Origin of the sequence: Coprobacillus sp. AF33-1AC (assembly GCF_003475785.1) — a bacterium.
GTDB lineage: Bacteria > Bacillota_I > Bacilli_A > Erysipelotrichales > Coprobacillaceae > Faecalibacillus.
Window position 1 is genome coordinate 1 of record NZ_QRQB01000022.1, and the last position, 26,378, is coordinate 26,378.

Annotated in this window: 24 protein-coding genes and 4 pseudogenes; 5 read left to right on the plus strand and 23 right to left on the minus strand. The window is 30.2% G+C overall.

Annotated features, from left to right (window positions below; translation table 11 throughout):
* Positions 1-834: 834 nt before the first annotated feature.
* From DWZ53_RS11510 to DWZ53_RS11520, 5 genes and pseudogenes are all read right to left on the minus strand, one after another.
* Positions 835-1,538 (minus strand): annotated as a pseudogene (locus DWZ53_RS11510) (PDDEXK nuclease domain-containing protein).
* Positions 1,539-1,629: 91 nt separating this feature from the next.
* Positions 1,630-1,770 (minus strand): annotated as a pseudogene (locus DWZ53_RS11440) (DUF1016 N-terminal domain-containing protein); the annotation flags it as partial.
* 298 nt (positions 1,771-2,068) lie between these two features.
* Positions 2,069-3,073 carry a LacI family DNA-binding transcriptional regulator gene (locus tag DWZ53_RS08350; RefSeq protein ID WP_118433433.1) on the minus strand — a complete coding sequence of 335 codons (1,005 nt, stop codon included), beginning with the start codon at positions 3,071-3,073 and terminating at the stop codon, positions 2,069-2,071.
* A gap of 253 nt (positions 3,074-3,326) precedes the next feature.
* A pseudogene (locus DWZ53_RS11515) lies at positions 3,327-3,749 on the minus strand (IS30 family transposase); the annotation flags it as partial.
* Positions 3,750-3,938: 189 nt separating this feature from the next.
* A complete protein-coding gene (locus tag DWZ53_RS11520; RefSeq protein ID WP_118433437.1) occupies positions 3,939-4,106 on the minus strand; it encodes an integrase core domain-containing protein in 168 nt (55 codons plus the stop codon).
* A 73-nt stretch (positions 4,107-4,179) separates the two neighbouring features.
* Here DWZ53_RS11520 and DWZ53_RS11525 point away from each other — a divergent pair.
* Positions 4,180-4,476 (plus strand): annotated as a pseudogene (locus tag DWZ53_RS11525) (IS3 family transposase); the annotation flags it as partial.
* A 63-nt stretch (positions 4,477-4,539) separates the two neighbouring features.
* Positions 4,540-4,806, plus strand: a complete 267-nt coding sequence (locus DWZ53_RS11530) for a transposase (protein ID WP_369831770.1) — start codon at positions 4,540-4,542, stop codon at positions 4,804-4,806.
* 369 nt (positions 4,807-5,175) lie between these two features.
* Here DWZ53_RS11530 and DWZ53_RS11205 read toward each other — a convergent pair whose 3' ends face one another.
* From DWZ53_RS11205 to thrC, 15 genes are all read right to left on the minus strand, one after another.
* Positions 5,176-9,930: a discoidin domain-containing protein gene (locus tag DWZ53_RS11205; protein WP_199589159.1), complete on the minus strand. Its 4,755-nt coding sequence runs from the start codon at positions 9,928-9,930 to the stop codon at positions 5,176-5,178.
* 117 nt (positions 9,931-10,047) lie between these two features.
* Complete coding sequence (locus DWZ53_RS11210; RefSeq protein ID WP_233541868.1) at positions 10,048-10,188, minus strand: hypothetical protein; 141 nt, start codon at positions 10,186-10,188, stop codon at positions 10,048-10,050.
* Positions 10,189-10,587: 399 nt separating this feature from the next.
* Positions 10,588-10,995, minus strand: coding sequence for a helix-turn-helix domain-containing protein (locus DWZ53_RS11215; RefSeq protein WP_199589163.1), 408 nt, complete (start codon positions 10,993-10,995; stop codon positions 10,588-10,590).
* A 239-nt stretch (positions 10,996-11,234) separates the two neighbouring features.
* A complete protein-coding gene (gene rpsI / locus DWZ53_RS08405; RefSeq protein ID WP_118433443.1) occupies positions 11,235-11,627 on the minus strand; it encodes a 30S ribosomal protein S9 in 393 nt (130 codons plus the stop codon).
* A 12-nt stretch (positions 11,628-11,639) separates the two neighbouring features.
* A complete protein-coding gene (gene rplM / locus DWZ53_RS08410) occupies positions 11,640-12,077 on the minus strand; it encodes a 50S ribosomal protein L13 (protein WP_118433445.1) in 438 nt (145 codons plus the stop codon).
* 129 nt (positions 12,078-12,206) lie between these two features.
* Entirely contained in the window at positions 12,207-12,401 is a 195-nt protein-coding gene (locus DWZ53_RS08415; protein WP_118433447.1) for a PspC domain-containing protein, read from the minus strand.
* Positions 12,401-13,162: a DUF4097 family beta strand repeat-containing protein gene (locus DWZ53_RS08420; RefSeq protein ID WP_118433449.1), complete on the minus strand. Its 762-nt coding sequence runs from the start codon at positions 13,160-13,162 to the stop codon at positions 12,401-12,403. Before DWZ53_RS08420 ends, DWZ53_RS08415 begins: the two co-directional genes overlap by 1 nt.
* On the minus strand, positions 13,163-13,828 hold the full coding sequence (locus DWZ53_RS08425) for a DUF1700 domain-containing protein (protein ID WP_118433451.1): 666 nt from the start codon (positions 13,826-13,828) through the stop codon (positions 13,163-13,165).
* Positions 13,821-14,147, minus strand: coding sequence for a PadR family transcriptional regulator (locus DWZ53_RS08430; protein ID WP_118433453.1), 327 nt, complete (start codon positions 14,145-14,147; stop codon positions 13,821-13,823). Before DWZ53_RS08430 ends, DWZ53_RS08425 begins: the two co-directional genes overlap by 8 nt.
* Before the next feature lie 95 nt (positions 14,148-14,242).
* Complete coding sequence (locus DWZ53_RS08435) at positions 14,243-14,974, minus strand: alpha/beta hydrolase (protein WP_118433455.1); 732 nt, start codon at positions 14,972-14,974, stop codon at positions 14,243-14,245.
* A complete protein-coding gene (locus tag DWZ53_RS08440) occupies positions 14,974-15,216 on the minus strand; it encodes a hypothetical protein (protein WP_118433457.1) in 243 nt (80 codons plus the stop codon). Before DWZ53_RS08440 ends, DWZ53_RS08435 begins: the two co-directional genes overlap by 1 nt.
* A 2-nt stretch (positions 15,217-15,218) precedes the next feature.
* A complete protein-coding gene (locus tag DWZ53_RS08445; RefSeq protein WP_118433459.1) occupies positions 15,219-15,899 on the minus strand; it encodes a ThiF family adenylyltransferase in 681 nt (226 codons plus the stop codon).
* Positions 15,900-15,996: 97 nt separating this feature from the next.
* Positions 15,997-16,557, minus strand: coding sequence for a manganese efflux pump MntP family protein (locus DWZ53_RS08450; protein ID WP_118433461.1), 561 nt, complete (start codon positions 16,555-16,557; stop codon positions 15,997-15,999).
* Positions 16,558-16,734: 177 nt separating this feature from the next.
* A complete protein-coding gene (thrB, locus tag DWZ53_RS08455; protein WP_118433463.1) occupies positions 16,735-17,628 on the minus strand; it encodes a homoserine kinase in 894 nt (297 codons plus the stop codon).
* A gap of 9 nt (positions 17,629-17,637) precedes the next feature.
* Entirely contained in the window at positions 17,638-19,122 is a 1,485-nt protein-coding gene (gene thrC, locus DWZ53_RS08460) for a threonine synthase (RefSeq protein ID WP_118433465.1), read from the minus strand.
* A gap of 334 nt (positions 19,123-19,456) precedes the next feature.
* Here thrC and DWZ53_RS08465 point away from each other — a divergent pair, with 334 nt between their 5' ends.
* From DWZ53_RS08465 to DWZ53_RS08475, 3 genes are read left to right on the plus strand one after another with little or no spacing between them, the layout of a single operon-like run.
* A complete protein-coding gene (locus DWZ53_RS08465; RefSeq protein ID WP_118433467.1) occupies positions 19,457-20,611 on the plus strand; it encodes a homoserine dehydrogenase in 1,155 nt (384 codons plus the stop codon).
* Positions 20,612-20,614: 3 nt separating this feature from the next.
* Entirely contained in the window at positions 20,615-21,856 is a 1,242-nt protein-coding gene (locus DWZ53_RS08470; RefSeq protein WP_118433469.1) for an aspartate kinase, read from the plus strand.
* Between the two features lie 2 nt (positions 21,857-21,858).
* Positions 21,859-22,896 (plus strand): aspartate-semialdehyde dehydrogenase, encoded by a 1,038-nt coding sequence (locus DWZ53_RS08475; protein WP_118433471.1) that lies wholly within the window; start codon positions 21,859-21,861, stop codon positions 22,894-22,896.
* A gap of 29 nt (positions 22,897-22,925) precedes the next feature.
* On the opposite strand, the gene DWZ53_RS08480 is transcribed toward DWZ53_RS08475, so the two are convergent.
* The 3 genes from DWZ53_RS08480 to DWZ53_RS08490 all read right to left on the minus strand — a co-directional run bounded on the left by DWZ53_RS08480 (position 22,926) and on the right by DWZ53_RS08490 (position 26,241).
* Positions 22,926-23,813, minus strand: a complete 888-nt coding sequence (locus DWZ53_RS08480) for a DegV family protein (protein ID WP_118433473.1) — start codon at positions 23,811-23,813, stop codon at positions 22,926-22,928.
* A gap of 66 nt (positions 23,814-23,879) precedes the next feature.
* On the minus strand, positions 23,880-25,562 hold the full coding sequence (locus DWZ53_RS08485; RefSeq protein ID WP_118433475.1) for an ATP-binding protein: 1,683 nt from the start codon (positions 25,560-25,562) through the stop codon (positions 23,880-23,882).
* The gene (locus DWZ53_RS08490) at positions 25,555-26,241 is read right to left on the minus strand and encodes a response regulator transcription factor (RefSeq protein ID WP_118433477.1); all 687 of its coding nucleotides are present in this window, start codon (positions 26,239-26,241) and stop codon (positions 25,555-25,557) included. Before DWZ53_RS08490 ends, DWZ53_RS08485 begins: the two co-directional genes overlap by 8 nt.
* Positions 26,242-26,378: the final 137 nt, after the last annotated feature.

The window sequence follows — 26,378 nt, forward strand, 5'->3', positions numbered from 1 at the left end:
TAAACAGTTCTCTTTAGAATTGTCCAATAAAGTGTAACCTATCCATAATCATTCCCTAATCTTTTTCTATTTTAATCACATTATACCCCTTCACCACAAAAACGAAGTACCCAAACTTCATACAAAGTCCAAATACTTTTCTAGATATCTTATAAGAATCTAAATTGAAAATAATATTATCGTTTTCTTATCAATCTTGACACACGAAGTCAATTACATATAATTTATTTAAAGGTAATTATTACCGAACAGTACGGCTCCTACCGCCATAAGTGTAGGGCGTTAAAGTATAGAAGGACATGTTCCTTCTTTTTTATTATCTTAAATTTTATAATAACTTTCTATCTTATATTCTTTATCGACAATATTTGATATAATTAGTTTGTTATCGTCCTCCCTGAAAGGAGGTGATGTTAATTGTTTTCTGATTTAGTTGTATCTGTCATGGCAGGTGTTTTAGTTTACTACATATGCAAATGGTTAGACAAAAGATTTAAGCGATAACTAGCCTAGTGTTAGACCACTCTAAAAGTTAGAAAAGGTAAGGATCTTACTCATCCTTACCTTTTCGTTTTGATGCAATTGTTTTCTGATTTGCAACCAAATTATAGCATTTCATATTTTAATATGCAAGTTCATTTCAAAACACAATAAACATTGTACTCATTTTCATTTTACAAAAAAACCCAAATCGAAATATCGACTTGAGTTTTTTGAATTTCTCTGAATAAACGTATAAATTAACGTTTTGAGAACTCCGAAACCTTATAAAATAAGGGTTTTAAAGCCATTTTGTCGCTTACTTGTTGCATTGCCAATGCAACACAAAACATCTTAAATCAATTCTTCCTTATTATCATTGAAAGATAATACAGCTTCAACTTGAGCAATTAATTGTTCCTTATCAGGCACATATGTTACATATTTTGAAGCAAAAATATTATTACTTAAGCCCCCTAATGCATACTGCATATCCACATTACCTTTATCAGTACATAAAATCAACCTAATTGGAGGATTATCATTTTCATCGTTAATCTCTGCTGCATAATAATTCAAATACATATTAAGTTGACCAACTACTTCAGGCATCAATTTAATTGTCTTTAATTCAATTAATACATATGATTTTAGAATCTTATTATAAAAAACCATATCCACATAATAATGCGTATTTCCAAACGTGACTCTTTGCTTGTTCCCACAAACATAAATCCTTTTCCTATTTCCAAAAAGAATTTTTCGATTTGCCTAACAAGTGCTTCTTCTAAATCATATTCCATCATCGGTTTATATTCTGGAAGTCCAAGAAATTCAAAAACATATGGATCTTTTACTATATCTTCCGGTTTAGCAATTTCATTTCCTTTCAACGCTAATTCAAAAACATTCTTTTTATTTGCATCACCATTTGACAACAATAATCTTTCAAATAACGAAACGCTAATCTGTCTCTTTAATTCTCTTACAGACCAATTTGCATTTATTGCTTCTTTTTCATAGAAATTTCGTTTATCGTCATCTGCAATATACAACAATTCACAATAATGTGACCAACTTAATTTGCTAGACAGTGTTTTTGCAATTTGGATATTTCAAATAAAGCAATTTCATAGTTTGAAGATTCGCTCAGGAAAACCCTTTTCCAAATTTATTTGTAAGAGTTTTTGATAGGATAAGTAAATGCTTTTTTCCATATTTACCACGCCCGGATTTTAACTCATTCTCAACTATGATACGCCCTATATTCCAATATGCATTAATTAACTCATTATTTACATTTTAAATAACATTATTTCTAGCATTTGTGATAATACTAGTGATTTCTTTTACCAATACTTCATTGTTTAACAAATTATTCTCCACCACACTCAAATACTCCTTTCAATATGAATTATCACTATTATACTCTTAATTCTAAAAAAAAAAAGAAGTACCTAAACTTGCTCAATCCTCTAGAATACTTCCTAAGATAGGTTGGATTAACATATAAATGTAGAACCGTATACGAGACCAGTACGTATGGAGTAATGAGAGAGGTGAAGATTAAGTTCTTTCCTCTACTCTATTATTGTGTTGATTGCCTTTCAATTATACATGGTGATAACATGATTGTTTCAGGAATTGTATTTTCATAAATCATTTCATGAATTCTTTTTATAGATTTTTTTGCGATGATTTGCCTATTAACTTCTAATGTAGAAAGTGATGGAGTTATACGAGAAGAAAATTCCATGTTATCAAAGCCAATGATTTTAATATTTTGAGGAACTTTATATCCATTGTACTGCAAAGCTTTTATGACCACTGCAGCATTACGATCATTCACACAAACAAAAGCTTCAGGCATTTTCCTATAAGTTAATAGCATCTTTTGAATATACTGATAATCATTATTTAAAACAGCTTGTTCAATACCTTTTGTTAAATATATAAGTTCATATTTTTTAGGATAAAAGTGATTAATCATACATTGTTTATATCCATAGAATCGTTGTTTAAAATTAGGTGATTTTTCAATGTCACCAATAAACCCAATGTTCCTACAACCTTTTTTTATTAAATAATTACAACTTAAATAACCACCTAAAAAATCATTTGTAATAATATAATCTATATTCATATAAGGAATAGAATGATTGATACAAAGAATGTGTTGAGTATACAGTTTGAGCTGATATATGATTTCTTGTGATATTTTTCCTAATAAAATAATTCCAGCAATATGTTGTTCACTGATACATTTAGGTATGATAAAATTATCAAGTGAATAATATTCCTCTAAAATACGATATCCAAAGATATTAGCTTCCTTTTTTAAGTTTTTGAGTATATCCAAATAATAATATTTATCATTTTTCTTCTTATTTTCAATCATAACGCAGATAGTTTTATTTTTCAGTATTGTTTTCGCGTTTAATTTTTTTTGTGAATATCCCATTGTGACTGCTAATTCCAGAATCTGCATTCTCAATTCTTGAGAAACACCATCTTTATCATTCAATGCAAGTGAAACAGCATTAATAGAGATATTTAATTTTTTTGCTATATCTTTCATCGTTGTTTTACTCATCTTATCACATCCTATTTATTATTATAACATTAAAAAGAAAATATAATCAAGAAAGAGGATTAGACTAATTAATTCAAAATTATTATTGTAAAAGCAATGATGATTTTTTAAAGTTTATACATTGTTTTTATAGTGGGGTTTTAATCAATATCATCAAACATTTTATACATGAAGAAAATAAATGTTTCTTCTGTCATGGTTTAGAGTATATTCTTTTTTTAAAGATAATTTGTCAAATTAAATATAACTTACATTAGGTGTTATATTTAAGACATTTTCTTGGTCGATAATTCATGATGGTTAAATAATAGGACAATTCATTTTCATCCACTTTTGATAAATCCATACCTTTAGAATAAAATTCTCTAAGGAAACCATTTGTATTTTCATTCATCCCTTTTTGCCATGCACAATATGAGTCACAAAAATATCTATTACAGTCTAATTGTTGCTCTATTTTTTCACAACCCGAAAATTCCTTTCCTCTATCAAATGTGATGGTTTTAACGAGTTCATCAGGAAAATTTTTTAAGGGTTCGATAATTGCTGAACTTACATGTTTTTCCTTTCTATCAGGTAATAATAGCGCTATATAGTACCTTGATTTACGCTTGGTTAATGTGATAAAACAATATTTACTTTTTCTTTTATGATCAATTTTTCTGGATTCAACAGTATAAGCTTTACAATGTCCTAATTCTTTACGTCGATATACTTCTTTAGGACGTTTTTTATAGTTCTTTCACCATCATTGAATTTGGTACTATGGCAAGATTTCGGACAACTTAAATGGAAGAATTTAATTATTCCAGTAATATTTTTGCTCATATTCATTTGGTGACAGGTAATCACAATGTGAGTCTTTTCAAACAGTGTTGTAGAAACCTTCTATATATTCAAATAAGAGTCGATATGCATGATTCCAATTCTCTATTTTTTGCCTATTTAACCATTCTCGTTTAATTAATGAGTGAAATGATTCTATGCAGGCATTATCCCATAGATTTCCTTTTTTTGAATAACTAGATATCATTCCAACTGTTAGATTATAATATGATTTTGATGTAAACTGGACTCCTCTATCACTATTATACTGAATTCGATATAATTCGGATAGAGGAGCACACTACCGATGGCTAGAATGGATAAAACTTATGGAAGAAAATTCACTAATAAGATTAATGTCCAAAAAGGATGTTCACCAGATAACTCAGCATTGTGAAGGTTTTTTTGGCAGATTGAAAAACGAATTCTATTATCATAGAGACTGGAGAAATATATCAACTGAAGAATTCATGAAACAGTTAAATGAATATATCATGTGGTATAATTCCAAGAGGATTAAAAGCTCTCTAGAATATAAAAGTCCAAAAGATTATCGAAGAGAAGATTACTGGGTTTAAAGTATTAAATTAGTCAAAAAAATATCCGCATCCCCGATTGACAATATCAATAAACTCAGTACGATTGTTGGTTTGCAAAAATTAGGAAACACTCTAGAATCCTGGAAGAAAGAAATTATCAATTCATTCATAAAATATGATAACAGGAAATTATCTAATGGTCCAATAGAAGGAAGAAACAAATATATTCATATTATTTTAGAATTAGCTAATGGATATTCCAATTTCAAAAGATTTAGAAATAGGGCAATGTACATACTCAACAGATTAGAAACATACAACGAAAAAATATTGGATGTGTTTTCTGTAAGAGGAAAAGGAAAAGAATGAGGAAAATACAACACAAAAAAAGCGAGCAAAAAGTGAATCAATTATCTGATTCACTTTTTTAAAACCATATAATAATTTTATAAATTTCTGGCAAATAACTATAAATAAATTTAAAGATTTTTCAAATCCACCTTATGATTATTTAAATTACCAAAATACTCCACTATGAATTAAAAGCTTTTTAGGTTAGACCCCTTCTAAAGATGATTAGACCGTTTTATCAATACAATGTAATAATTTTTAATTTTTTAAAATCATAATATATGAATCTTAAAATAATTTAGAATCTACATGTGAAATTTCAAGATATCATAAAAGCCAATCGTTCAAAAGTAACCAAATTTAAATTTTAACAAGTGATTTTTTTATTTATACTTTATTTTTAAGAAATGCCTTTTTATTTCTTTTTAATTTTAGAATTACAAGTCCAGAAATTGCAATAGCAATTATACCAGGGATAATGATTGAAGAATCACTTGTATCCACTGTATCTCCATTGACATTACGGTTTTCACTATCAGTTTGAATAGAGTCAGAAGGTTTTAGTGGTTTGTTTGAGTCATTTGGATTGGAAGGTATTGCAGGGTTACCAGACTCATTAACTTCAACTTTCTTTAAACCATCATAAGCATCTTTGAGTTGTACATATGACTTTTGAACGTCTTCTTGAGTAGCCTTTTCATTATCGTAAGTTTTTTGAGCTTCGATAAGTGCTTCATTCAATGTCTTGAAAGTTTCAGGAGTATAATCTTTAGAGTTGAGTCCTTTAGCTTTCTTGATTAGTTCTCCTAACTCTGTTTTATTAGCTTTTAAAACAAGCTTTTCAATGGCATCTTTCAATGTTTTTTCTACTTCTTGCACTTCTTCTTGAGTGGCATTTTCATTATCATAGACTTTTTGTGCATTGGACAATACTTTTTTAAACTGAGCATAGCTATTTGGTGTATATTCAGATTCTTTTAAAGTATGAGCTTTATCCAATTGCGTTTTTAAATATGTTTTATCAGCTTTATATTGCAATTGTTCATTAGCTGATGTTAAAGCATCATAAGCTTCTTTAACTTCTTGTTCAGTGACTTCTTCTTTTTCTAATACAGCTTTTGCTGTATCTAAAGCTTTTTTAAATGCTTCAAAGCTTTTTGGTGTATATAATGCTTCATCAGTATCTTTGACTGCATCATATAAAATACGTAAATCTTCTTTTAAAGCTTTTCCATAAACTTCAAATTCATAAATAGAATATCCATATTGAGTAGCTCTTTCAATTCCTTGCATTCTTACATAACGTAAAAGTTTGCTATCAAAATAAATATTGTCTATCTCTCCATCACCATCAGTAACATGTTGAATCTCAAAAAATTCGTTACCATCTAGTGATCCTTCAATCTTATATTCTTTACCATAAGCATCTTCCCAAGCTAAAGAAACTTGATTGACATAGTATAAGCTTCCTAAATCTATAGTTATAGATTCATCGTTGTTTGCATTTGATGCCCAACGTGAGATGTAGTTTGCATCAATAGCATCTATTGCCTGATTACCTCCATCTTCAGATGTAGCAGTTATATTTTTGTTTAAAGCAATATTTTGTGCATCTTGACCAGTTATTTTAATTTCAATACTCTTTTCAACTTGACTTCCATCTGTTGCTTTTGCAACAACTTTAACAATTCCATTTTCTTTAGGAATAAGTTTACCATCAGCAGTAATTGTTGCTAAATCTGTTTCACTACCATCTTTATTGTAGACAGACCATTCTACAGTTTTAACAGTTGCATCATCAGGATTTATAATTGCACTCATTTGCAATGGCTTGTTTTTCGTATTAATTTCATTTTTTCCAGTTTCTGTTCTAATTTCAATATCTTGTACATATGTTTTTTCATATAATGTTCCATATAATTGGAATTCCCAGAGAGAAGGTCCATAATTTGTACCTCTTTTTATACTTTGAATTCTTACGTATCTAGTTGGTGTATCATCAAAGACGATCTCTTCTACTTCACCTTTACTATTATTTTGAACGTAAATATCCTGGAAATGTACATTATCCATTGAGCCTTGGATTTTATATTCACTTAAATATGAATTTTCCCAATATAAAACAGTTTTATTAATATTGTATATATCACCTAAATCAACTGTAATCCATTGATTGTCATCTTGTACGCCTGCAGCCCATCGAGTGTTTGTATCTCCGTCAACTGCATTTTGACCTGGATTACTACCTTCAGAGTTTGAAACATAGACTTTTTTATTTAATGCTAAATTCTCTTTGTCTTGATTTTGTAATATGATGTCCATGCATCCTTCTTTATTGCTTCCATCAACAGCTTTTGCAGTGACTCTTACAGTACCATTTTTTAAAGGAATTAATTTTCCTGATGAAGTAATCTCTGCCAAATCAGTATCAGATCCATCAACATCCGTTACAAACCATTCAACTCTTTTATCAGTTGCATTTTCTGGTTGTACTGTTGCAAATAGTTGAAGTGGTTTGTTTTTTGTAGTAATAGTACCAACATTATTCTCTGAATTTATCTCAATTGAACCTACAGGTACATCAATGTTATATTTTCCATAAACATCAAATTCATATAATGAAGCCCCATAATTAGATTTCTGATTTGTATAAATACGAACATATCTTCCTTCTGATTGTTCTTCGTTAAATTCAAATCTTACAGTTTTTTCAGAGTTTCCTTCATCATCAACAGTAGCTATTGTTCTCCAATCTTGTGCATCAGATGAAACTTGAAGTTCATATTTTGGAGGACGAGCAGTTTCCCAACTTAAAATAATCAAGTCTAATTTTGCTGTCGTTCCCAAATCTACATAAATCCATGGATGGTCTTCACTTGGATTAGCATTCCAACGTGTTGTAGCATCACCATCAACTGCTAAATTCCCATTATGATTATCATTGACAGAAGATGTAACAGTTGGCTTCCCTTGGGACAAACTTGCTAATGTTTGTCCTGAAATTGTAACTAATTTTTCACTTTTTACACCACTACCATCTATTGAATTTGCAATAACTTTAATTTTACCATTCTTTTTAACAGTAACAACACCATCTTTTGATATCTCTGCTTTATCAGTTGGTTGTCCATTTTCGTCAGTAATGCTCCAAATTATTCTTGGATCCATTATATTATCACTTGGAGTTAAAACAGCATTATACTTAGCAATTTGTCCTCTTTGTGTAATTTGATCAGGTCCTTCGATGCTTATATCTGTAATAAGTTCAGTTCCTTGATCTTCTAGTATTTTGGCATCTGAGTGTGCAACAAGCTTATTATTAATATAAGTTGTATTATCTTGATATTCTACTGTACTATTTGGATCAGTTAATACAATAACACGTGCGGAATCAGCTAACATTTTAAATGTTTGTTTTCCTGTAACATTTTTAGCTAAATACATTCCAGCAGCAGAATCATATATATCATAATATTTGTTTCCTAAATCTATTTCAACTTCTTTAGTTTCCATAAATGGATTGTAATATAAATATGTTTGATACATATTATTTTGATAGTAATCTGTTTTGTTGCAATCTAATTTTAAAATACCTTCAACATTTGTTTCTTTAACTAATGCACCTAAGAAACCAGTATAGAAACCACCATATAATCCAAAATTTGTTGTATTTTCTCCGGCCATCCAGCCTCCAGTTGCATTTTGTTTTGCATCTCCTGTTGCATAAAAGTTTTTCCCTTTATCATTTTTTCTAAGTGATTCATATGCTAAAACACTTTCTTCTAATTGACCTTTAAATTCGCCATCTGTCTGATGTTCAGTGCTCCATTCACTAGGTAAGAAATATTTTGAAGCATTAGCAATATTAATCGCCCATTTACCTGCCATTCTTGCATAACTTGGATCATATTTAGCAGCAGGTAAAATTGATGTTAATGGATAGATAGAATTAAAGAAATATGAATATCCGTTATTAGGTTCACCAGTCATTCCATAAACATCTATTCCATCTTGTGAATAATTAACACTTCCCCAATTTCTTACAGAACTCTTAGAAGTTGTTGTAATCCAATTCCAAAACTTTGAAATATCATAGTTTGTTCCTACTTCAGCGTTCATCATTGCAGCTAAGTATACAGCATCAATGAGCATATTTTCATAATATGGATTTGATTCTAAGTCTTGTAAATAATCCATACATTCTTTGGCATAAGTTAAATATTTATCTTCATTAAATATTTTATAAGCATAATAAAGAATACTTGCTGTTCCAGTTGCAGCATCAGGTTGTCTCCATCCAGGTTCAACGGCTTTCATGTTTTCAAAATCGAAGCATTGGATATCGAATAAACCTTTACCAGTCTCTTTGCTTCTTTGTTTTAATACATCAATCATTTCAACCATTTTATCAGCAATTGATCTTTGAATCTCTTTAACTTCTTCTGGTCGCCATTCAGGATTTAATTCAGATAGTCTAAAGAAATTTTGATTAGCGATTAATAAATACCAGAAATCACCATATGCGTTTGAAACATTTGTGTTTTGTAATTTACTATCAGAACCATTAGGCACATTCGTAATAACGCCATCTTTATTCCAATAATATTTTAATTCATTATCTAAATATGTATTAATTTCATAACCATTTTCAATTGTGCTCTTACCTTTTAATTCTTCTGGTAATTCTTTATTCATATCAATTCCTAATAGTGAGGCAGAGATGAGTGCACTCGTAACAGAAATTGATTCTTGATCATCTTCACCATCATGGATTTTGCCATCAATTTCTCTATCAACAATAGGTCTATTTTCTCCGTAAAATGCTGGAATCATATATCCACCATATTTATCATCACGATAAATCGTTGAAAATTTTCGATTATCTTTTACTGAAAATTCGGTATTTTCATCAAAGTTAGTAGCAGTATGATCAAATACAAACTCAGTTAATTTTTTTCCTCTGTCTTCCCAATCAATTAATTTATAGTTACTGGGAATATTAGGCATATCTTCAACTACTTCTAACAATCTTTGTTCAAGATTTCTTCCGATGTTAGGTTCTTTAGCATGTACAATACATGTATTGGATATTGTCATTAAACAAGTCAAAGAACCTATTAATAATTTCCTTTTTAAATTCATTTCAATCCTCCCTTTCTAATATCAATAATAATCATTCGTAAATAAAATCACAACATATATTTACTTGAAAAATTCGATATTTATCTTGAATATAAGTATAATATATGTTTAGTTCATTTATTTATATGGATTATTTGTTAAATTAAATGCAACACCTAATGTAAGAAACATGATTTCTTTAGGTATTTTATATTGAATGCATTTTCTTGGCCAATCATTCATGATGGTTAAATAATAGGATAATTCATCTTCATCCACTTTTGATAGATCCATACCTTTAGGATAAAATTCTCTAAGCAATCCATTTGTATTTTCATTTGTTTCTTTTTGCCACGCATAATATAAGTCACAAAAATATGTATTACAGTTTAATTCTTGTTATATTTTTCATAACCTGTAAATTCCTTTCCTCTATCAAATGTGATGGTTTTAACAAGTTCATCAGGAAAATTTTTTATGGTTTCGATAATTGCTGAAGTCACATGTCCTTCCTTTCTATCAGGTAATAATAGCGCTATACAGTACCTTGATTTATGTTTTGACAATGTGACAAAACAATATTTATTTTTTCTTTTACGATTAATTCTTCCAGATTCGACTGTATTGATTTCCCAAAGCCCTAATCCTTTACGTTGGTATACTTCTTTAGGACGTTTTTTATAGTTCTTCCACCATCATTGAATTTTCTCTTTTTTCTGCAGGACGTTTAAAATGATCCTTTCTTTTTAAATGTTTCATAGTGATTTGCTTAATTTGTTTTCTATGAATCATCCTATAAATGGTAGAAGTTGAAGGTACACAAATTACCTTTTCATTTCCGTTTGCAATTTGTTCAGGTGACCAGTGCAATTTTATTTTTTCTTCAATATAATTTAATACATTAGTATCAATAATTGTCTTACTATGACATTCTTTCTTTCTTGATTCATATAAGTCTTGTGCCTTATGAGGATAATATATATATAATCGCCCTTTACTGCCAGATTCAATTTTATTTCTATTTATCTCACTTGAAATAGTACTTGGTGAACGATGTAAAGCTTTTGCAATTGCTCTTACTCCCATGCGAGAATTTTTAAATTAATAGATATAACAACGTTCATGTATGGTAAGCTGTTTATAGCTCATAGATATTACCTCCTGTTAATTGTTTGTTTAGTCACTTACATTTTAACATAATAATTTCTGTGGGCCTTTTTATATTGTGTTGCACTTGTTATGATAAATTATCTTAATAAAAAAAGAAGCATATTAGCTTCTCACAAAGTCTAAATACTTCTCTAATCTTCTCACAACATTTATTACTAACGTTTTGAGAATTGTGGAGCACGACGAGCTTTTTTAAGACCGTATTTCTTACGTTCTTTAACACGTGAATCACGAGTTAAGAATCCAGCGGCTTTTAGTTGAGGTCTATAATCTTCCCCAGCTTCTAATAATGCTCTAGCTACACCATGACGGATTGCACCAGCTTGTCCTGAGTACCCTCCACCATAAACATTAACACTAACATCAAATTTGTCTTGAGTAGTAGTTAATTCTAATGGTTGATTAACAATCATTAATAATACATCTGATGGTAAATAATCTTTTGCAGCTTGTCCATTGATTACAAAGTTACCTGTACCTGGTGTTAAGATAACACGTGCTACAGAAGATTTTCTTCTTCCAGTTCCTCTATATTGTACGTTTGCCATTATCTTCACCTCTTACCCTTTCACTTTCATTTCAACAGGATTTTGTGCTGCATGAGGATGTTTATCTCCAGCATATACAAATAATTTCATCCCTTGTTTTCTACCTAATGTGTTATGTGGTAACATACCTTTTACTGCTGCTTCAACAAATCCAGTTGGATTAGTTTCTAAGAATTGTCTAGCTGATTTAACTTTTAAACCACCTAACCATCCTGTATGATGGTAATAATTAACGTTATCTAATTTTTTACCAGTCATAACTACTTTTTCAGCATTGATAATAATTACATAATCACCAGTATCAACGTGTGGTGTGTAAGTAGGTTTATTTTTTCCTCTTAACACAGTAGCAACTTCTGAAGCTAAACGACCTAATGTTTGCCCAGCTGCATCAACTACATACCATTTTCTTTCGATTGTGGCAGCATTTGCCATTGTTGTTTGTCTCATTTTTTCTTTTTCTCCTTTGTTTATCCTTACCGGGGACTTAAAAAGGTTTTTGCCTATGAAACCTTTTTAATTATATGAAATCAAAAACTTAATGTCAACAAAATAATACGACAAAATCATATATTTTTACTATTGCGCTGGTTCTTCAGGAATAATGAATGCTGCAATTAAATAAACAAGTAAACCTGTTCCCGCATACATACATAATAATACAACTGCTAACCTTACAAGTGATGGATCAACTTGAAAATATTTTGCAATCCCACCACAAACACCAGCAATCATCTTTTCATCTTTTGTACGATATAACCTTTTTTCTTGCATTAAGATACCTCCTTAAAACTTACATCTATATTTCCTAAATCACAATTAATCTCAATCTTATTTTCTCCATGAACACCATTTCCACCTTCTATATTAATAGAACTCATATCGCCATCTTTATCAATTGTATAATGTTCTCTGCTCTCTGCCATTGATACTTTCATTGAACCAACACTATTATCTAAATCTAAATCCTTACATAAAATATTATTTATTACTACATCTCCAGCATTATTTTCTACATCCATACCTTGATGACATGTTACTTGGTTTATAGTAAGGCTTCCGGCATTATGTTCAATTGATAAGTTGTTACATTCAATCCCTTCCATATTTAAACTTGTCGCATTGATTTCTAAATCTGCATCTTTAAATTGATAATGGCGAGGAATATAAAGCGTTGCTTTAGGTTTATGAGTCATATTAGATTTTCCTTCTAAAATAATATCAATATCACCATCATCATTATCAAAGGTATAATCTCTTTTTACGTTTTTAGCTTCAACTTTAAGAGTTGCACCATCATAATATACAATTTTCGCTTCAACTGCTGATAATTCAATTGAAATGTCGCTATTTCCATCAATAGCCATTTCTTCATTAACATCACATGTTTTTCCAAATGTAAAAGTACGAGCATATTTTTCAACATGATGCGTATCTAATTTAATCTGAGATAATCCATTCATACTTATCCCAATTAGACCTAGTATAATTCCAATAACTAAAAAACATCCAGCTAATTTCTTATATACTTTCATTTATTTCACCACCTTGTGTAGAATTTGACTACAAGCATCAATAACTGAACGAATTGCTTTAGGTAAAAATTTAACCATCCCTATTGTCATTGATGATGTAATATAACTAAGTGATACAAGTAATAAACCTATCGCTAAAATAACAAGTCCGCCACCAATCAATCCACCAGCAAACATATTAATAGCTGCTATGACACAAACAACTGTCACAACAAAAAGTCCAATCGTACCAAACAAACCAATCATAAGTAAAGCCACAAAGATTCCTATGGCAGCAAGTAATAAATGTCCTATGCGCCCTCCAATTGGTAAAAGCACTGCAACCGCTAAAATAATAACAATCAATTTTAAAATATTGTTATTTCTTTCATTAAAGTTTTCTTTTTGTTTAGTATTTTCTACAACATTGTTTTTATGATTGTAATCATCATTATGAATACTTGATTCACTGTATTCAAAACCTTTTTCAAATGATTGATTAAGACCACCTTTAATCATAGCTGCAACTCTTTCAGGTGAACCTAATTCCTCAATAATATCTTGTTCATGTTCTTTTCCTGCATCTTCAAAATAATCACGATAATAATTAAGTGCATCCTGTCTTTCATCCTCATCAATATCTTGCAATAAATAATCTAATTCTTTTAAAAATTTTTCTTTATTCATTATTATCCCCTCCTTTTAATAATGAATTAATCTTATCGGTATATTTTTCCCATTCTGTTCTATACATTTGTAATGTCACTTTGCCATTACTCGTAATACGATAATATCTTCTATTTCTACCATCAATTTGACGATCATAAGTTTCTAAACTTCCATCCTTTTGCAATCTTCTTAAAACCGGATAAAGTGTTGATTCTGAAACATCTAACCCTTTCCTTACATCTTGGGTTATTTTATAGCCATATGTTCCCTCTTGTTCTTGATCTACAACACTTAAAACAATTGCATCTAACAAAGCCGCACCTGTATTAAATATCATTTTGATCCTCCTATTCTTTGATCAACAATATTATATGTCATATAATATTGTATTGCAACATAATTATAAACAAAAAAATAATGTGTATACACACATTATTCTAAAAATTCTAAAGATGATTTTAAAACATACTTAATATCAGGCAAATGATCAAAATTATGATTACCATTTTCAATCGAAATAAACTTTGTTCGATCATGAAATAGTTTTAAGTATTTTTCACTTATTTGATAAGGAACTGTCGTATCTTTCGTTCCATGAATAATGAGTAAGTCGTTTTGATAAGTGTCTAAATCTTGATAAAAATCACGACTTAAAATATCTTCTACAAAAGCATCCGAAATCTCATAACCATTATGATCATAACTTTCACTTCTTTCAACTTGTCCTGTCAAATATTCTAAAGCTGCAGGTAAGTTAAATGCCGGTGCCCATAATACTAACTTTTTAATCACATTTGGGTAAAGTTTTGCCAGTTCACTTGCAACAGCACCACCCATTGAATGACCTAATACATAAATTTCTGTACAATTTTCCATTTTCATTGTTTCTTCAAGAATAACTCTAGCACAAGCTAATTCATCTTTAAAAGTCATATCAACAAAGTTACCATCACTTTCACCACTACCTAAAAAGTCAAAGCGAAAAGAGGCAATTCCTTTAGCTTCTAACATTCTAGATAATTGAACATAACAAAATTTAGTACCTGTTTTTTGACCTGTAAAACCATGAAAAATCAAACATACTGGATGATGATCACATGCTGGTTTATGAAAAAATCCTCTTAATGTTCCTTTAGGTGTGGGAATTTCACAATAATGTTGCATTATTCGTTAACCCCATATGCTTTCTTTACTCTTTCAATACCACCTTTGACAACATATTGACGAGCAATATCTTTAATATTATCATCAGCAAAATCACCACCAATAAACATACATGTATCCATCACTTCATTAGTAATAATTGTAAGTAATTCATCTGACACTTCTTCTAATAAAATATCTTTAACGATTCCTTTACATCTTTCTAAATCTTTTGTTTTATCTAATTGTACAATTCCTTCCATTTCTATACCTCCATTAATTGTTTTGCTACAAAACCTGCAATCATTAAACCAGCAACACTTGGTACAAAACTGACACTTCCTGGAGTGGCATCACCTGTTTTGATAGCTGGTTCTTTTGAATATAAAACATTGACTTTTTTAATACCTCTATTTTTTAATTCTCTACGCATGACCTTAGCAAGTGGACAAACACTTGTTTTTTCGATTGTCGTAATTTCAAAAAGACTTGGATCTAATTTATTTCCTGTTCCCATAGAAGAAATAATAGGTATATTTAAATGATCACAGTTCTCTATTAAAGCCAATTTAGCTTTAACCGTATCAATCGCGTCAACAACATAATCGCAATCAGTAAACATATATTCTAATCCTTGATCAGGTAAATAGAACTGATCATACGTTGTTATTTTAAGATGAGGATTAATATCTAGGCATCTTTGCCTGGCAATGTCTACTTTATTTTGACCGATTGTAGAATGTAATGCATAAATCTGACGATTTAAATTCGTTATATCTACAGTATCATGATCTACAAGTACCAGTTCACCAATACCTAAACGGCATAACGCTTCAACGACATAACTGCCAACGCCACCTAAGCCAAAAACAGCAACTTTCTTTTGTTGTAATATTTCGATTTTTTCATTACCTAATAATTTTATACTTCTTGAAAATTGTTCCATAAATTCCTCCAACAACGCTATTATATCCTAAACAACAAGGATTATAAAGTAAAGACATGTCTTAATTATTAACTAATAAAAAAAGCTGCTAAGCAGCTTAAAATAAACCTAAATGTTCAACTAGTATTTTAACACCGATTGCTATCAAGATAATTCCACCAACAATTTCAGCCTTACTTTTATAACGTATACCAAAACGATTTCCAACAAAAACACCAATAACAGAACAAACAAAAGTAGTCATCCCAATAATTGCAATCGCAATCCAAATATTAACTTGTAAAAATGAAAAAGTAATTCCTACAGCCAGTGCATCAATACTTGTTGCTATGGCTAAAAGTAGAACTTCTTTTAAATCATAACTGATTCCACTATCATCTTCTTCATTTTCAAATGCTTCAAAAATCATTTTACCACCAATCACACCTAATAAAATAAAAGCAATCCAATGATCAATACTTGTTATATAAGAACTAAAAGTTGATCCTAAATAATAACCAGCTAGAGGCATAATCGCCTGAAAAATACCAAAAGCTCCTGCAATCAACACCATATAGCGATAATCTACTTTCTTCATTTTCAATCCTTTACAAATTGATACCGCTGTAGCATCCATAGCTAAACCAATCCCTAATAAAAATAATTGTAAAATTGTCATCTTTCCTTCTCCTTACAAAAAAGACCCATGCACAGTAAAAAACTGTACATGAGTCTCATCATTTAATGCAAACCAGATTTTTCAATCAGTATGTTGACTTGCCACACTTGCGTGTCGACTACTCCCTCATTACGTAATCAATCTTACATGAAAGTCAACTTTTTGACAAGCATTATTTTATTCATAGTCACAAGTATAACCACGTTGATCTAATTCAAGTTTAACAACTTGCCAATCAGTAAGTAAATCACCTAGTTCTTCTTTTAAACGAACTACACCCATTTTATCTTCCTCTTTAATAACAGCCATTAAAGTAGGTCCTGCTCCTGAAAGATAACATCCTAATATCTTTTCATCTTTTTCTAAAGCATCCATAATTTCATGATACCCTTTGATTAAATCACCACGATAAGGTTGATGTAAACGATCTTTAAAACCAAGCTTTAATCCTTCATCATATCCATTGATTAATGATGCAACCATTAAAGCTAAATGAGATACATTTTTAATCGCATCTTGTCTTGGTAAAGTTTGTGGTAAAACTTTACGAGATTGTTCAGTAGATAAAGTAAAAGGTGGAATTAATGCAACAAAACGATATTCATGCTTAACAGGAATATTTAATGTTAAAACATTATTTTCTTCCATAACTGATACTGTAAGTCCACCAAAGATAGCAGGTGCTACGTTATCAGGATGTCCTTCAATCTTTGTTGCAAGTTCTAGAATCTCTTGACGATCTTGTGCTTTATCAAGAAAAGCAAAGGCACCAACAATTCCAGCAACAATACAAGTCGAACTACTTCCAAGACCTCTTGTATAAGGCACATCGCCACTACATTCAATACGTAATCCGTTAAACTCTAATCCACAATGATTAGCTGCTTCTTTAAAAGCTTGGTAAGTCATATTACTTTCATTACAGAATTGTTCTGGACATCCTACAATATGTAATCCTTCATCAACTAACTCAAATGTAAAAGTATTATATAGCGTTAATGCTAATCCAGCCACATCAAATCCGGGTCCTAAGTTAGCACTGGTCGCTGGAACTCTGACTCTAACTTTCATATAAGCCTCCTACATTTTTTCCATTTCAGATTGAATGAATGGAATAATTTCAGATTTATCAATATGAGTTTTGTGTAATACAGGACGGTCTTTAATTCCTACTAATGGTTGAGGAATTTCAACTCCTGTTTTTTCATTTAATTTTTCAATAGCTTCATACACATCTAATGTTTCACCATAAATAGCTTGATATACAGATTCAGGGAATTTATAAGGTGAAGCTGTTGATAATAAAACTGTTTTAGTTTGATCACCTGATGCTTTTTGATATTCTTTTAAAACTCCATAACCACATGCAGTATGTGTATCTAATAAATATCCTGTTGTGTTATAACATTCTTTAATCGTATCTAATACTTGTTGTTCATTTAAATATCCAGCTTTAAATTGATCTTGAATACGAGCAAATGTTTCATCATCTACTTCATAAACACCATTTTCCTTTAACTTGTCCATATATGATTTAACTTTACCCCCATCTTTACCAGACATAAACCATACTAATCTTTCTAAGTTACTTGATACTAAAATATCCATTGCTGGTGCATTTGTTTTATAGAATTCACGATTAGCATCATATTTTCCAGTAGCAAAGAAATCAGTTAAAATATTATTTTTATTAGATGCTGCGATAAATTTATTAACAGGAAGCCCCATATTTTTAGCGAACCATCCAGCTAAACAGTTACCAAAGTTTCCACTTGGTACACAGAAATTAACTTGATCACCTAATTGAATTTCATTTTGTCTTACTAATTCAAAATAACTATGGAAATAATAAACAATTTGTGGAATCAAACGCCCAACATTAATTGAGTTTGCTGAAGATAAGAAAACATGATGTTGATCACTTACAGCCTTTAAGTTTTCATCACCAAAAGCCACTTTTACAGCACTTTGAGCATCATCAAAGTTTCCTTTAATCCCAATAACTTTTACATTATTTCCTGTTTGAGAAACCATTTGTTGTTGTTGAATGGAACTTACACCATCTAATGGATAGAATACTTTAATACATGTTCCAGGAACATTTTTAAATCCTTCTAAAGCTGCTTTCCCTGTATCACCACTTGTAGCTGCTAAAATCATTACTTCACGATCTTCTTTTAATTGTTTTAAAGATAAAGTCATTAAATGTGGTAATAAAGATAAAGCCATATCTTTAAATGCTGCTGTTTGTCCATGGAATAACTCAGCTACATATACATCTCCTGCTTTTTTTACAGGAACAACAACTTCAGGAAATAAACCACTACCATATGCTTTTTTACAAGCATCGTTAATTAATGCTTTTCCTTCTTCTGGTACAAATGTACTAATTACTTCTGTTGCTAAATCCACATAATTTAATGTTGATAACTGCTTTAAATCTAACTTTTGTAATTCAAAATTAGGAACTAATAATCCCCCATCATTACCAATTCCTTGTACAATCGCTTGATAAAAGTTGATTTCATCTTGCTGATTACGGGTACTAATATATGTTTTATTCATCGTTTAATCCTCCAATAATTTAATTCATTATATTGAATAAAATGTTTTAAGTCAATAATTGTATACAATTTATCTTATATTCTTTTTCATTATACCATGATATAAGAAATAATGATGATTATTTCTTATTTATTTGACTGTTGTATACAATCATGATATTATATCTAAAAAATATAAAGAAAAGGAGAATTTTAGCATGATGACCATAAAAATATCGATTAAAAACATGATGTTTTCGATAAATTTATTATAATCATGGTCTATCTTTCTTGTTTTTATGATAAGTAACATTGACCTTATATATAAGGTCAATTTTTATTAAGGGGGCGCAAATATGAAAATTGGTGTAGTGGGTTTAGGTACTGTAGGTTATGGTGTCGTTGAAATTCTTACTAACGAAAAACAAAGATTAGAAAAAACAATTAATCAAGAAGTGACAATTAAATATGGTTGTGGACTTGAGGAAGTAGATTTACCAGAAGAAATTATTTATACAAAAGATTATCATGATGTGATTAATGATCCTGAAGTTGATGTTGTTGTTGAACTAATTGGTGGTACAACAATTGCTAAAGATATTATATTATCAGCTATCAACAATAAAAAACATGTTGTTACTGCTAATAAAGCTTTATTAGCTCATGATGGTAAAGAAATCTTTAAAGCTGCTAAAGAAAATGATGTTCATATTTTCTATGAAGCATCTGTAGGTGGTGGTATACCTGTATTAGTAAGTCAAAAAGAAAGTTTAATTGCTAATAATACTAAAGAAATTGTTGGTATTTTAAATGGAACAACAAACTTTATTTTAACTTTAATGGAAAATGAAAATCTTGACTTTGATGAAGCTTTAACAATTGCTGATGGATTAGGATACGTTGAAGCTAATCCAGCACTAGATTTAGATGGTATTGATGCTGCTCATAAGATTTGTATTTTAGCACAAAATGGATTCCATCAATACATTGATTTTGATAAGATCAAAGCTGTTGGTATTCGTAATATCACTAAAACAGATATGGATTATGCTAAGAAATTAGGTTATCGTTTTAAAATGATTGCACAAGCCAAAGAAGTCAATGATGGCATTGGTATTGATGTTGCTCCTACTCTTGTTAATCGTAATGAGCTTGTAGCAAGTGTTATGGATTCATATAATGTTGTAGAAATTGATAATGATTATGTTAATAATATTATTTATTATGGTCGTGGTGCTGGACGTTATGTTACAGCTTCTGCTGTTGTCAGTGATATCATAAAAACATCACAACAAGAAAAATGGTCTCATGATTATCCAGACTGTCAACATGTTTACCCTATTACCAAATCTAAGTACTATATTCGCGCTTCTAAGCCATTAGATGTAGATTATGAAACATATTACAGCGAAAAAGCAGATCATATCTATATTACTCATGAAATGGAATTAGATGAAATCACAACACGTTTAAACGATGAAGATTATGTTATTTTTAAAGTGAGGGGATAAGTTTTGAATATTATTGTCCAAAAGTTTGGTGGTACTTCCACTCGTTCACGTGAAAGTCGTGCACAAATGTACAATAACATTATTAGAGAAATTAATAATGGAAATAAAGTTGTCGCTGTGGTCAGTGCTATGGGACGTTATGATGATCCTTATGCTACTGATACCTTATTATCTATTGTCAAAAAAGAAGAACTTGATGATGAAGAAATGGATCGCTTAACAAGTGTAGGTGAAACGATTTCAACATTAGTCTGTAAAAGTGAATTTGCTCATTTAGGTTATCGTGCTGCTACTGTAACCAATCATGAACTAGGAATTGTCACAGATACAAAATTCAATAATGCTACAATTTGTCAAGTTGAAGGAAAAGATATTCTTGATAAGTTAAAATATGCAGATGTGGTATTTGCTCCTGGCTTCCAAGGACATGCTCAAAATGGAAAAATAACAACATTAGGTAGAGGTGGTAGTGATTTATCAGCTGTCGCAATAGGGGTCGCTATTGATGCCAGTGAAGTAGAAATCTATAGTGACGTTAATGGAATTTATACTGCTGATCCAAGAATCGTTCCTGATGCAATTAAATTAGATTACATTTCCTATGCAGAAATGTTAGAATTATCAAAAAATGGTGCTAAAGTGTTAAATCATCGTTGTGTTCAATTAGCAGCGAGTCATAATATTGCCATTCATGCGCGTTCTTCATTTGAAGATTGTAAAGGAACATATGTTATAGGAGATGATAGAATTATGAAAGAGCATTTAAATCAATTAGTTATTTCTGGTATTACTGGTTCGCAAAATGAAGCTCGTATTACTTTAGTTCAAGTTGATGCGACAACACAAGCTTCTGGAGTTTTATTTGAACGTATCGCTGAAGCTGGAGTCAATGTCAATGTCTTTAACCATGTATTAGTTGGTGCTGGTAAAATGGATATATCATTAATCATTAATGATGAAGATGTCACAACTGTTGTTGATATCATTAATGAATTAAAACCAATGTTAGCACCTGAAAAAATGATCGTTAGAGGTCATATTGGTAAAGTATCTGTCATTGGTGTGGGTATTAAAAACAATCATGGAATGTTCCAAAAAGCATACAATACCTTAGTTCATAACGGTATTAGTGTAGAAATGACATCATGTTCAGAAATTAATATTTCTTGTTATATAGATCGTGATGATGTAAATCGTGCACAAGTTTTATTACATGAAGCATTTTTAAAAGAGGGGGATAAATAAAAATGAAAAAATTTAAAATTGCTATTGTTGGTGCGACTGGAGCTGTAGGTCGTGAAATGTTAAGATGTGTTTTCCAATTTAACTTTCCTTTTGAAAGCATTAAATTATTAGCGTCTGCAAGAAGTGCTGGAAAAGAAATTGAATATGAAGGACACAAATTTGTTGTTGAAGAATTAACAGAAAATAGTTTTGAAGGTATTGAAGTTGCATTCTGGTCAGCAGGGGGTAGTATTTCAGCTAAATATATGAAATACGCTGTTGAAGCAGGTTGTGTTAACATTGATAATACAAGCCATTTTAGAATGGATCCTGATGTTCCATTAGTTGTACCTGAAGTAAATGGTTATGCTCTAAAAGATCATCATGGTATTATTTCTTGTCCAAACTGTACAACAATTATGATGTGTAGTGCATTAAATCGTTTAGATGAAGAATTTGATATTGAAAGAATCGTTGTTTCTACTTACCAAGCTGTATCTGGTGCAGGTGTTGCTGGTATGGAAGAATTATATCGCCAAAGCCGTGAAGTTTTAGATGGTAAAGAACCAGAAGCAAAAACTTTACCATGTGCTGGAGATAAAAAACATTTCCCAATTGCTTTTAACTGTATTCCTCAAGTAGATAAATTTGATTTATCTAATGGATATAGTAAAGAAGAAATGAAAATGGTTAATGAAACTAAAAAAATCTTTAATAAAGATATTGAAGTTAATGCAACATGTGTTCGTGTTCCCGTATTACGTGGACATAGTGAATCAATTTATATTGAAACTAAAAAACCAATCGATGTTGATAAAGTCTTCGATTTATTAAAACATAGTACAGGTATTGATTTATGTGATGATTTAGCTAATCAAGTATATCCAATGCCAACAAGTTTTATTGGTGATGAATTAACACATGTTGGTCGTGTAAGAAAAGACTTATATAAAGATAACGCCTTAAGTTTATGGATTACAGGTGATCAATTAATGAAAGGTGCTGCTTACAATTCAGTAGACATCGGATTAAAAATGATTGAACTTGGATTATTAAAATAAATGAAAATAGCTATCTGCCAAGCAGATAGCTATTTTTTTATAATTCCTACGCCTATAGGATAAGGTCCTGTATGAACTCCTATTGTGGCCCCTATTTGACCAATACCAATACTTTGATGAAAATCAGGATATTCTTTTAATAATAATTCTTCCAGTTGCTTTTTATATTGAAAAGCCTCATCTTGATCATAACCATAACCTATGGTAAAACGGTAATCATTAGGATCTAATTGATTTTCTTTAAAGTATTTCATCATTTCTTCATTTACTTTTTTCAAAGATTTCTTGCGTCCTCTACTTAATCCTGCATTAAATATTTCACCATCTTGTAATAAAATAATAGGTTTAATACCTAATGCTCCAGCAGCAATCCCTGATAACTTTCCAACACGTCCACCATGTACCAAATAATCCATGCCACCAATAGTAAAGAAAATACGTCCTGTTTCTTTTAAAGCTTGAAGTTGTTTAATTGTTTCATCATATGAGCAGCCTTCATTTTTTAATGTTACAGCTTTTTCTACCATCATTCCTTGATCAATAGTAATTAAAGTCGTATCAATGATTGCCACCTTACAATCCGGATATTTTTCTTCAATCATCATTTTTGCATTATTAGCCGAATTATATGATCCTGAAAACTTTGCTGTAATACAAAGACAAATTATATCTTGTCCTTGCTTAGCAATCTTTTCAAACACTTGAATATAGTCTTGAATTGAAGGCATGGATGTTTTAGGAAATTGTTTAGGATGATCAACCATAAATTGATAAAACTCTCTAATATCTAATTCTTCAATTTCCTTTTGATATAAAGCACTATCCATACTTACATAAAAAGGTACAACTTCAACCCCAAGTTCTTGTGTTCTGGCTAAACCTAAATCACAAGCTCCGTCACTTACTATTTGATACATACACTTCCTCCTTATTATTTATGAGCAAGTATATCATATATTACTTTGAATTACAAACTATTTTTATTATTCTTTTATTGGTAAGATAATTTTAAAAGTTGTCCCTTCGCCAAGCTTACTTTGTAATTGAATTGTTCCTTGATAATATTGAACAATATGTTTAACAATCGCTAAACCAAGTCCGGTTCCACCTGTTTCTTTATCTCTACCTGGATCACATCTAAAGAATCTTTCAAACACTCTTCCTTGATCAATCAAAGAAATTCCTCGTCCAGTATCACTCACTTCAATAACATAATCATGTTCACTTACATAACTATCAATCTTAATAGACCCTTGGTCTTGATTATATTTAACAGCATTATTAATTAAGTTATTCATTAACTGTTGCATATGTTGATGATTAGCTAAATATGTGACTTCTGTTAAATCTGTATTGACTGTTAATCCTTTTTTATCAATTTCTACTTGTAAAGATTCTAAAATATCATCAACAATTGGTTTTAAATGAACTGGATGTAAAACTACTTCTACATCTTTATTTTCTAATCTTGATATCATAAGAATATCACTAATTAAAGATGACATATGATCTACTTCTTTTTGAATCTTATCTAAAGCTTGTTTTTTTACTTCAGGATTATCAATCATTCCTGTTTGTAATAATTCACTATAACCCCTAATTGAAGTCATTGGTGTTTTTAATTCGTGAGAAACATTAGAGAAGAACTCTTGTCTTACTTTCATAGCATTCACTGAGTCGGTAACATTAACAAACAGTAAAGTTACTCCATAATCCACTTTAGCAATATAACAATGATAAGTTTCTTCATCTTTTTTAATTGTCACAATTTTAGGTTCTGCACCTAGTGTATCTAATTGATCAATAATCTTATAATCAAAAATATAATCTTCAACTGAATGATTTAATTCCATTTGGCTATCAAATAACTGCTTAGCTTTAATATTACACATTAATACAGATTGATTTTCATCTAATAAGATAAAACCTTCATTCATTTGATCAAGAATACTATTAATCTTGATCCTTTCATTCTTTAACGATTCCATCGTATTTTGAATCGTTTCTGCCTGTTCTTTTAATTTAGTTGCGATAATATTAAATTCATCATAACTATAATAATTAAAACTCAAATAACGATTATCTTTGATTTTAGATACTTCTTCACTAATTTCACGAAGTGGTTGAGTTAATGTTTGACTAAAACGATAAGCCATCGCTAAAGCAATACATAATGATAAAAGCGCACTAATCGTAAGTGGCTCTACTAATGGTGCCGCATTATCAAAGACACCATTATAAGGAATTGCAATACGCACAATATGTTGACGATGAAAATAAGTCACATAAACCATGTTTTTTCTAAGCGTAGAAGAATAACGGGTAGCATATCCATATTTATGCAACATCGCTTCCTTAAATTCTTCACGATCACTATGATTTTCTTTAATAGCCGTTTTATCTGTATCTGCAAGCACCTTTCCTTTTTCATCAATAATTGTTAGTCGGGTTTGATTGGTATAGGCTAAATCATTAAGTTTATTAATTTGTTGATTTAAAGGTTGTTGGTAATCAATTTGGTTTTCAGCTAATCTTAATGCATAAAACATATCTTTTTTAGTATTAGATAACATTTGGTCTGAAAGAATAACCATAGAGACAGTTGTTGAAAATAATAAAGTTAATATGAGTACTGATGCAAAATACTTAAATATTGCTTTATTCATAATCTTTCTTTCCTTCTATAAAACGATAACCTACGCCTCTGATTGTCTTAATATACTTATTACCATCATCATTTAATTTAGCTCTTAAGGCTCTAATATGCACATCTAAAACTCTAGATTCACCTATAAATTCATATCCCCAAATATGATCTAAAAGTTCATCACGTTCTACTACACGATCTTGATTTTCTAATAAGTAAACAAGTAATTGATATTCTTTATTCGTTAATTCAATGGATTGATTATTTTTCTTAACAACTCTTGTTTGTTTATCTAAAGATAAAGAAGGTGTCATGATAGCTTGATTTTTAGAATGATGGCGTCTTAGTAAAGAACGAACCCTTGCTTGTAATTCTAAAACCCCAAAAGGTTTTGTCATATAATCATCACTACCACTATCTAAACCATTAACCTTATCAATTTCACGATCTTTAGCACTTAAAATAAGAATTGGTAATTCTTGATTTGTCTTCCTGATTTCTTTAATAGCATCTAATCCTGACATCTCCGGTAGCATCAAATCAAAAATAGCTAAATCTACATTCTCTTCTTGCATTTGTTTTAATGCTGGTATGGCACTAGAAAACTGTTTAACAGTATATCCCGCACTACTTAACGCTAATTCTATAATTTCTCTAATATTTTCATCGTCTTCAATAACATATATACACTCTTTCATGCTCTTTCCACCTCTTTACATAATCTTAACATATTTCACATATAGCATTGTTAAGATTACGTAAAGTATTAATGAGTTTTCATTTAAAAACTTATCTTAAATTGAGTTTATTTTACACTCTCCATTAATAGAACCTT

Excerpts from the sequence above, each read along its gene's own strand:
- DWZ53_RS08350 (WP_118433433.1), bottom strand. The coding sequence starts at position 3,073 with ATGAGTAAAACAACGATGAAAGATATAGCAAAAAAATTAAATATCTCT.
- DWZ53_RS11520 (WP_118433437.1), bottom strand. The coding sequence starts at position 4,106 with ATGATATCTAGTTATTCAAAAAAAGGAAATCTATGGGATAATGCCTGC.
- DWZ53_RS11205 (WP_199589159.1), bottom strand. The coding sequence starts at position 9,930 with ATGAATTTAAAAAGGAAATTATTAATAGGTTCTTTGACTTGTTTAATG.
- DWZ53_RS11215 (WP_199589163.1), bottom strand. The coding sequence starts at position 10,995 with ATGGGAGTAAGAGCAATTGCAAAAGCTTTACATCGTTCACCAAGTACT.
- rpsI (WP_118433443.1), bottom strand. The coding sequence starts at position 11,627 with ATGGCAAACGTACAATATAGAGGAACTGGAAGAAGAAAATCTTCTGTA.
- rplM (WP_118433445.1), bottom strand. The coding sequence starts at position 12,077 with ATGAGACAAACAACAATGGCAAATGCTGCCACAATCGAAAGAAAATGG.
- DWZ53_RS08415 (WP_118433447.1), bottom strand. The coding sequence starts at position 12,401 with ATGCAAGAAAAAAGGTTATATCGTACAAAAGATGAAAAGATGATTGCT.
- DWZ53_RS08420 (WP_118433449.1), bottom strand. The coding sequence starts at position 13,162 with ATGAAAGTATATAAGAAATTAGCTGGATGTTTTTTAGTTATTGGAATT.
- DWZ53_RS08425 (WP_118433451.1), bottom strand. The coding sequence starts at position 13,828 with ATGAATAAAGAAAAATTTTTAAAAGAATTAGATTATTTATTGCAAGAT.
- DWZ53_RS08430 (WP_118433453.1), bottom strand. The coding sequence starts at position 14,147 with ATGATATTTAATACAGGTGCGGCTTTGTTAGATGCAATTGTTTTAAGT.
- DWZ53_RS08435 (WP_118433455.1), bottom strand. The coding sequence starts at position 14,974 with ATGCAACATTATTGTGAAATTCCCACACCTAAAGGAACATTAAGAGGA.
- DWZ53_RS08440 (WP_118433457.1), bottom strand. The coding sequence starts at position 15,216 with ATGGAAGGAATTGTACAATTAGATAAAACAAAAGATTTAGAAAGATGT.
- DWZ53_RS08445 (WP_118433459.1), bottom strand. The coding sequence starts at position 15,899 with ATGGAACAATTTTCAAGAAGTATAAAATTATTAGGTAATGAAAAAATC.
- DWZ53_RS08450 (WP_118433461.1), bottom strand. The coding sequence starts at position 16,557 with ATGACAATTTTACAATTATTTTTATTAGGGATTGGTTTAGCTATGGAT.
- thrB (WP_118433463.1), bottom strand. The coding sequence starts at position 17,628 with ATGAAAGTTAGAGTCAGAGTTCCAGCGACCAGTGCTAACTTAGGACCC.
- thrC (WP_118433465.1), bottom strand. The coding sequence starts at position 19,122 with ATGAATAAAACATATATTAGTACCCGTAATCAGCAAGATGAAATCAAC.
- DWZ53_RS08465 (WP_118433467.1), top strand. The coding sequence starts at position 19,457 with ATGAAAATTGGTGTAGTGGGTTTAGGTACTGTAGGTTATGGTGTCGTT.
- DWZ53_RS08475 (WP_118433471.1), top strand. The coding sequence starts at position 21,859 with ATGAAAAAATTTAAAATTGCTATTGTTGGTGCGACTGGAGCTGTAGGT.
- DWZ53_RS08480 (WP_118433473.1), bottom strand. The coding sequence starts at position 23,813 with ATGTATCAAATAGTAAGTGACGGAGCTTGTGATTTAGGTTTAGCCAGA.
- DWZ53_RS08485 (WP_118433475.1), bottom strand. The coding sequence starts at position 25,562 with ATGAATAAAGCAATATTTAAGTATTTTGCATCAGTACTCATATTAACT.
- DWZ53_RS08490 (WP_118433477.1), bottom strand. The coding sequence starts at position 26,241 with ATGAAAGAGTGTATATATGTTATTGAAGACGATGAAAATATTAGAGAA.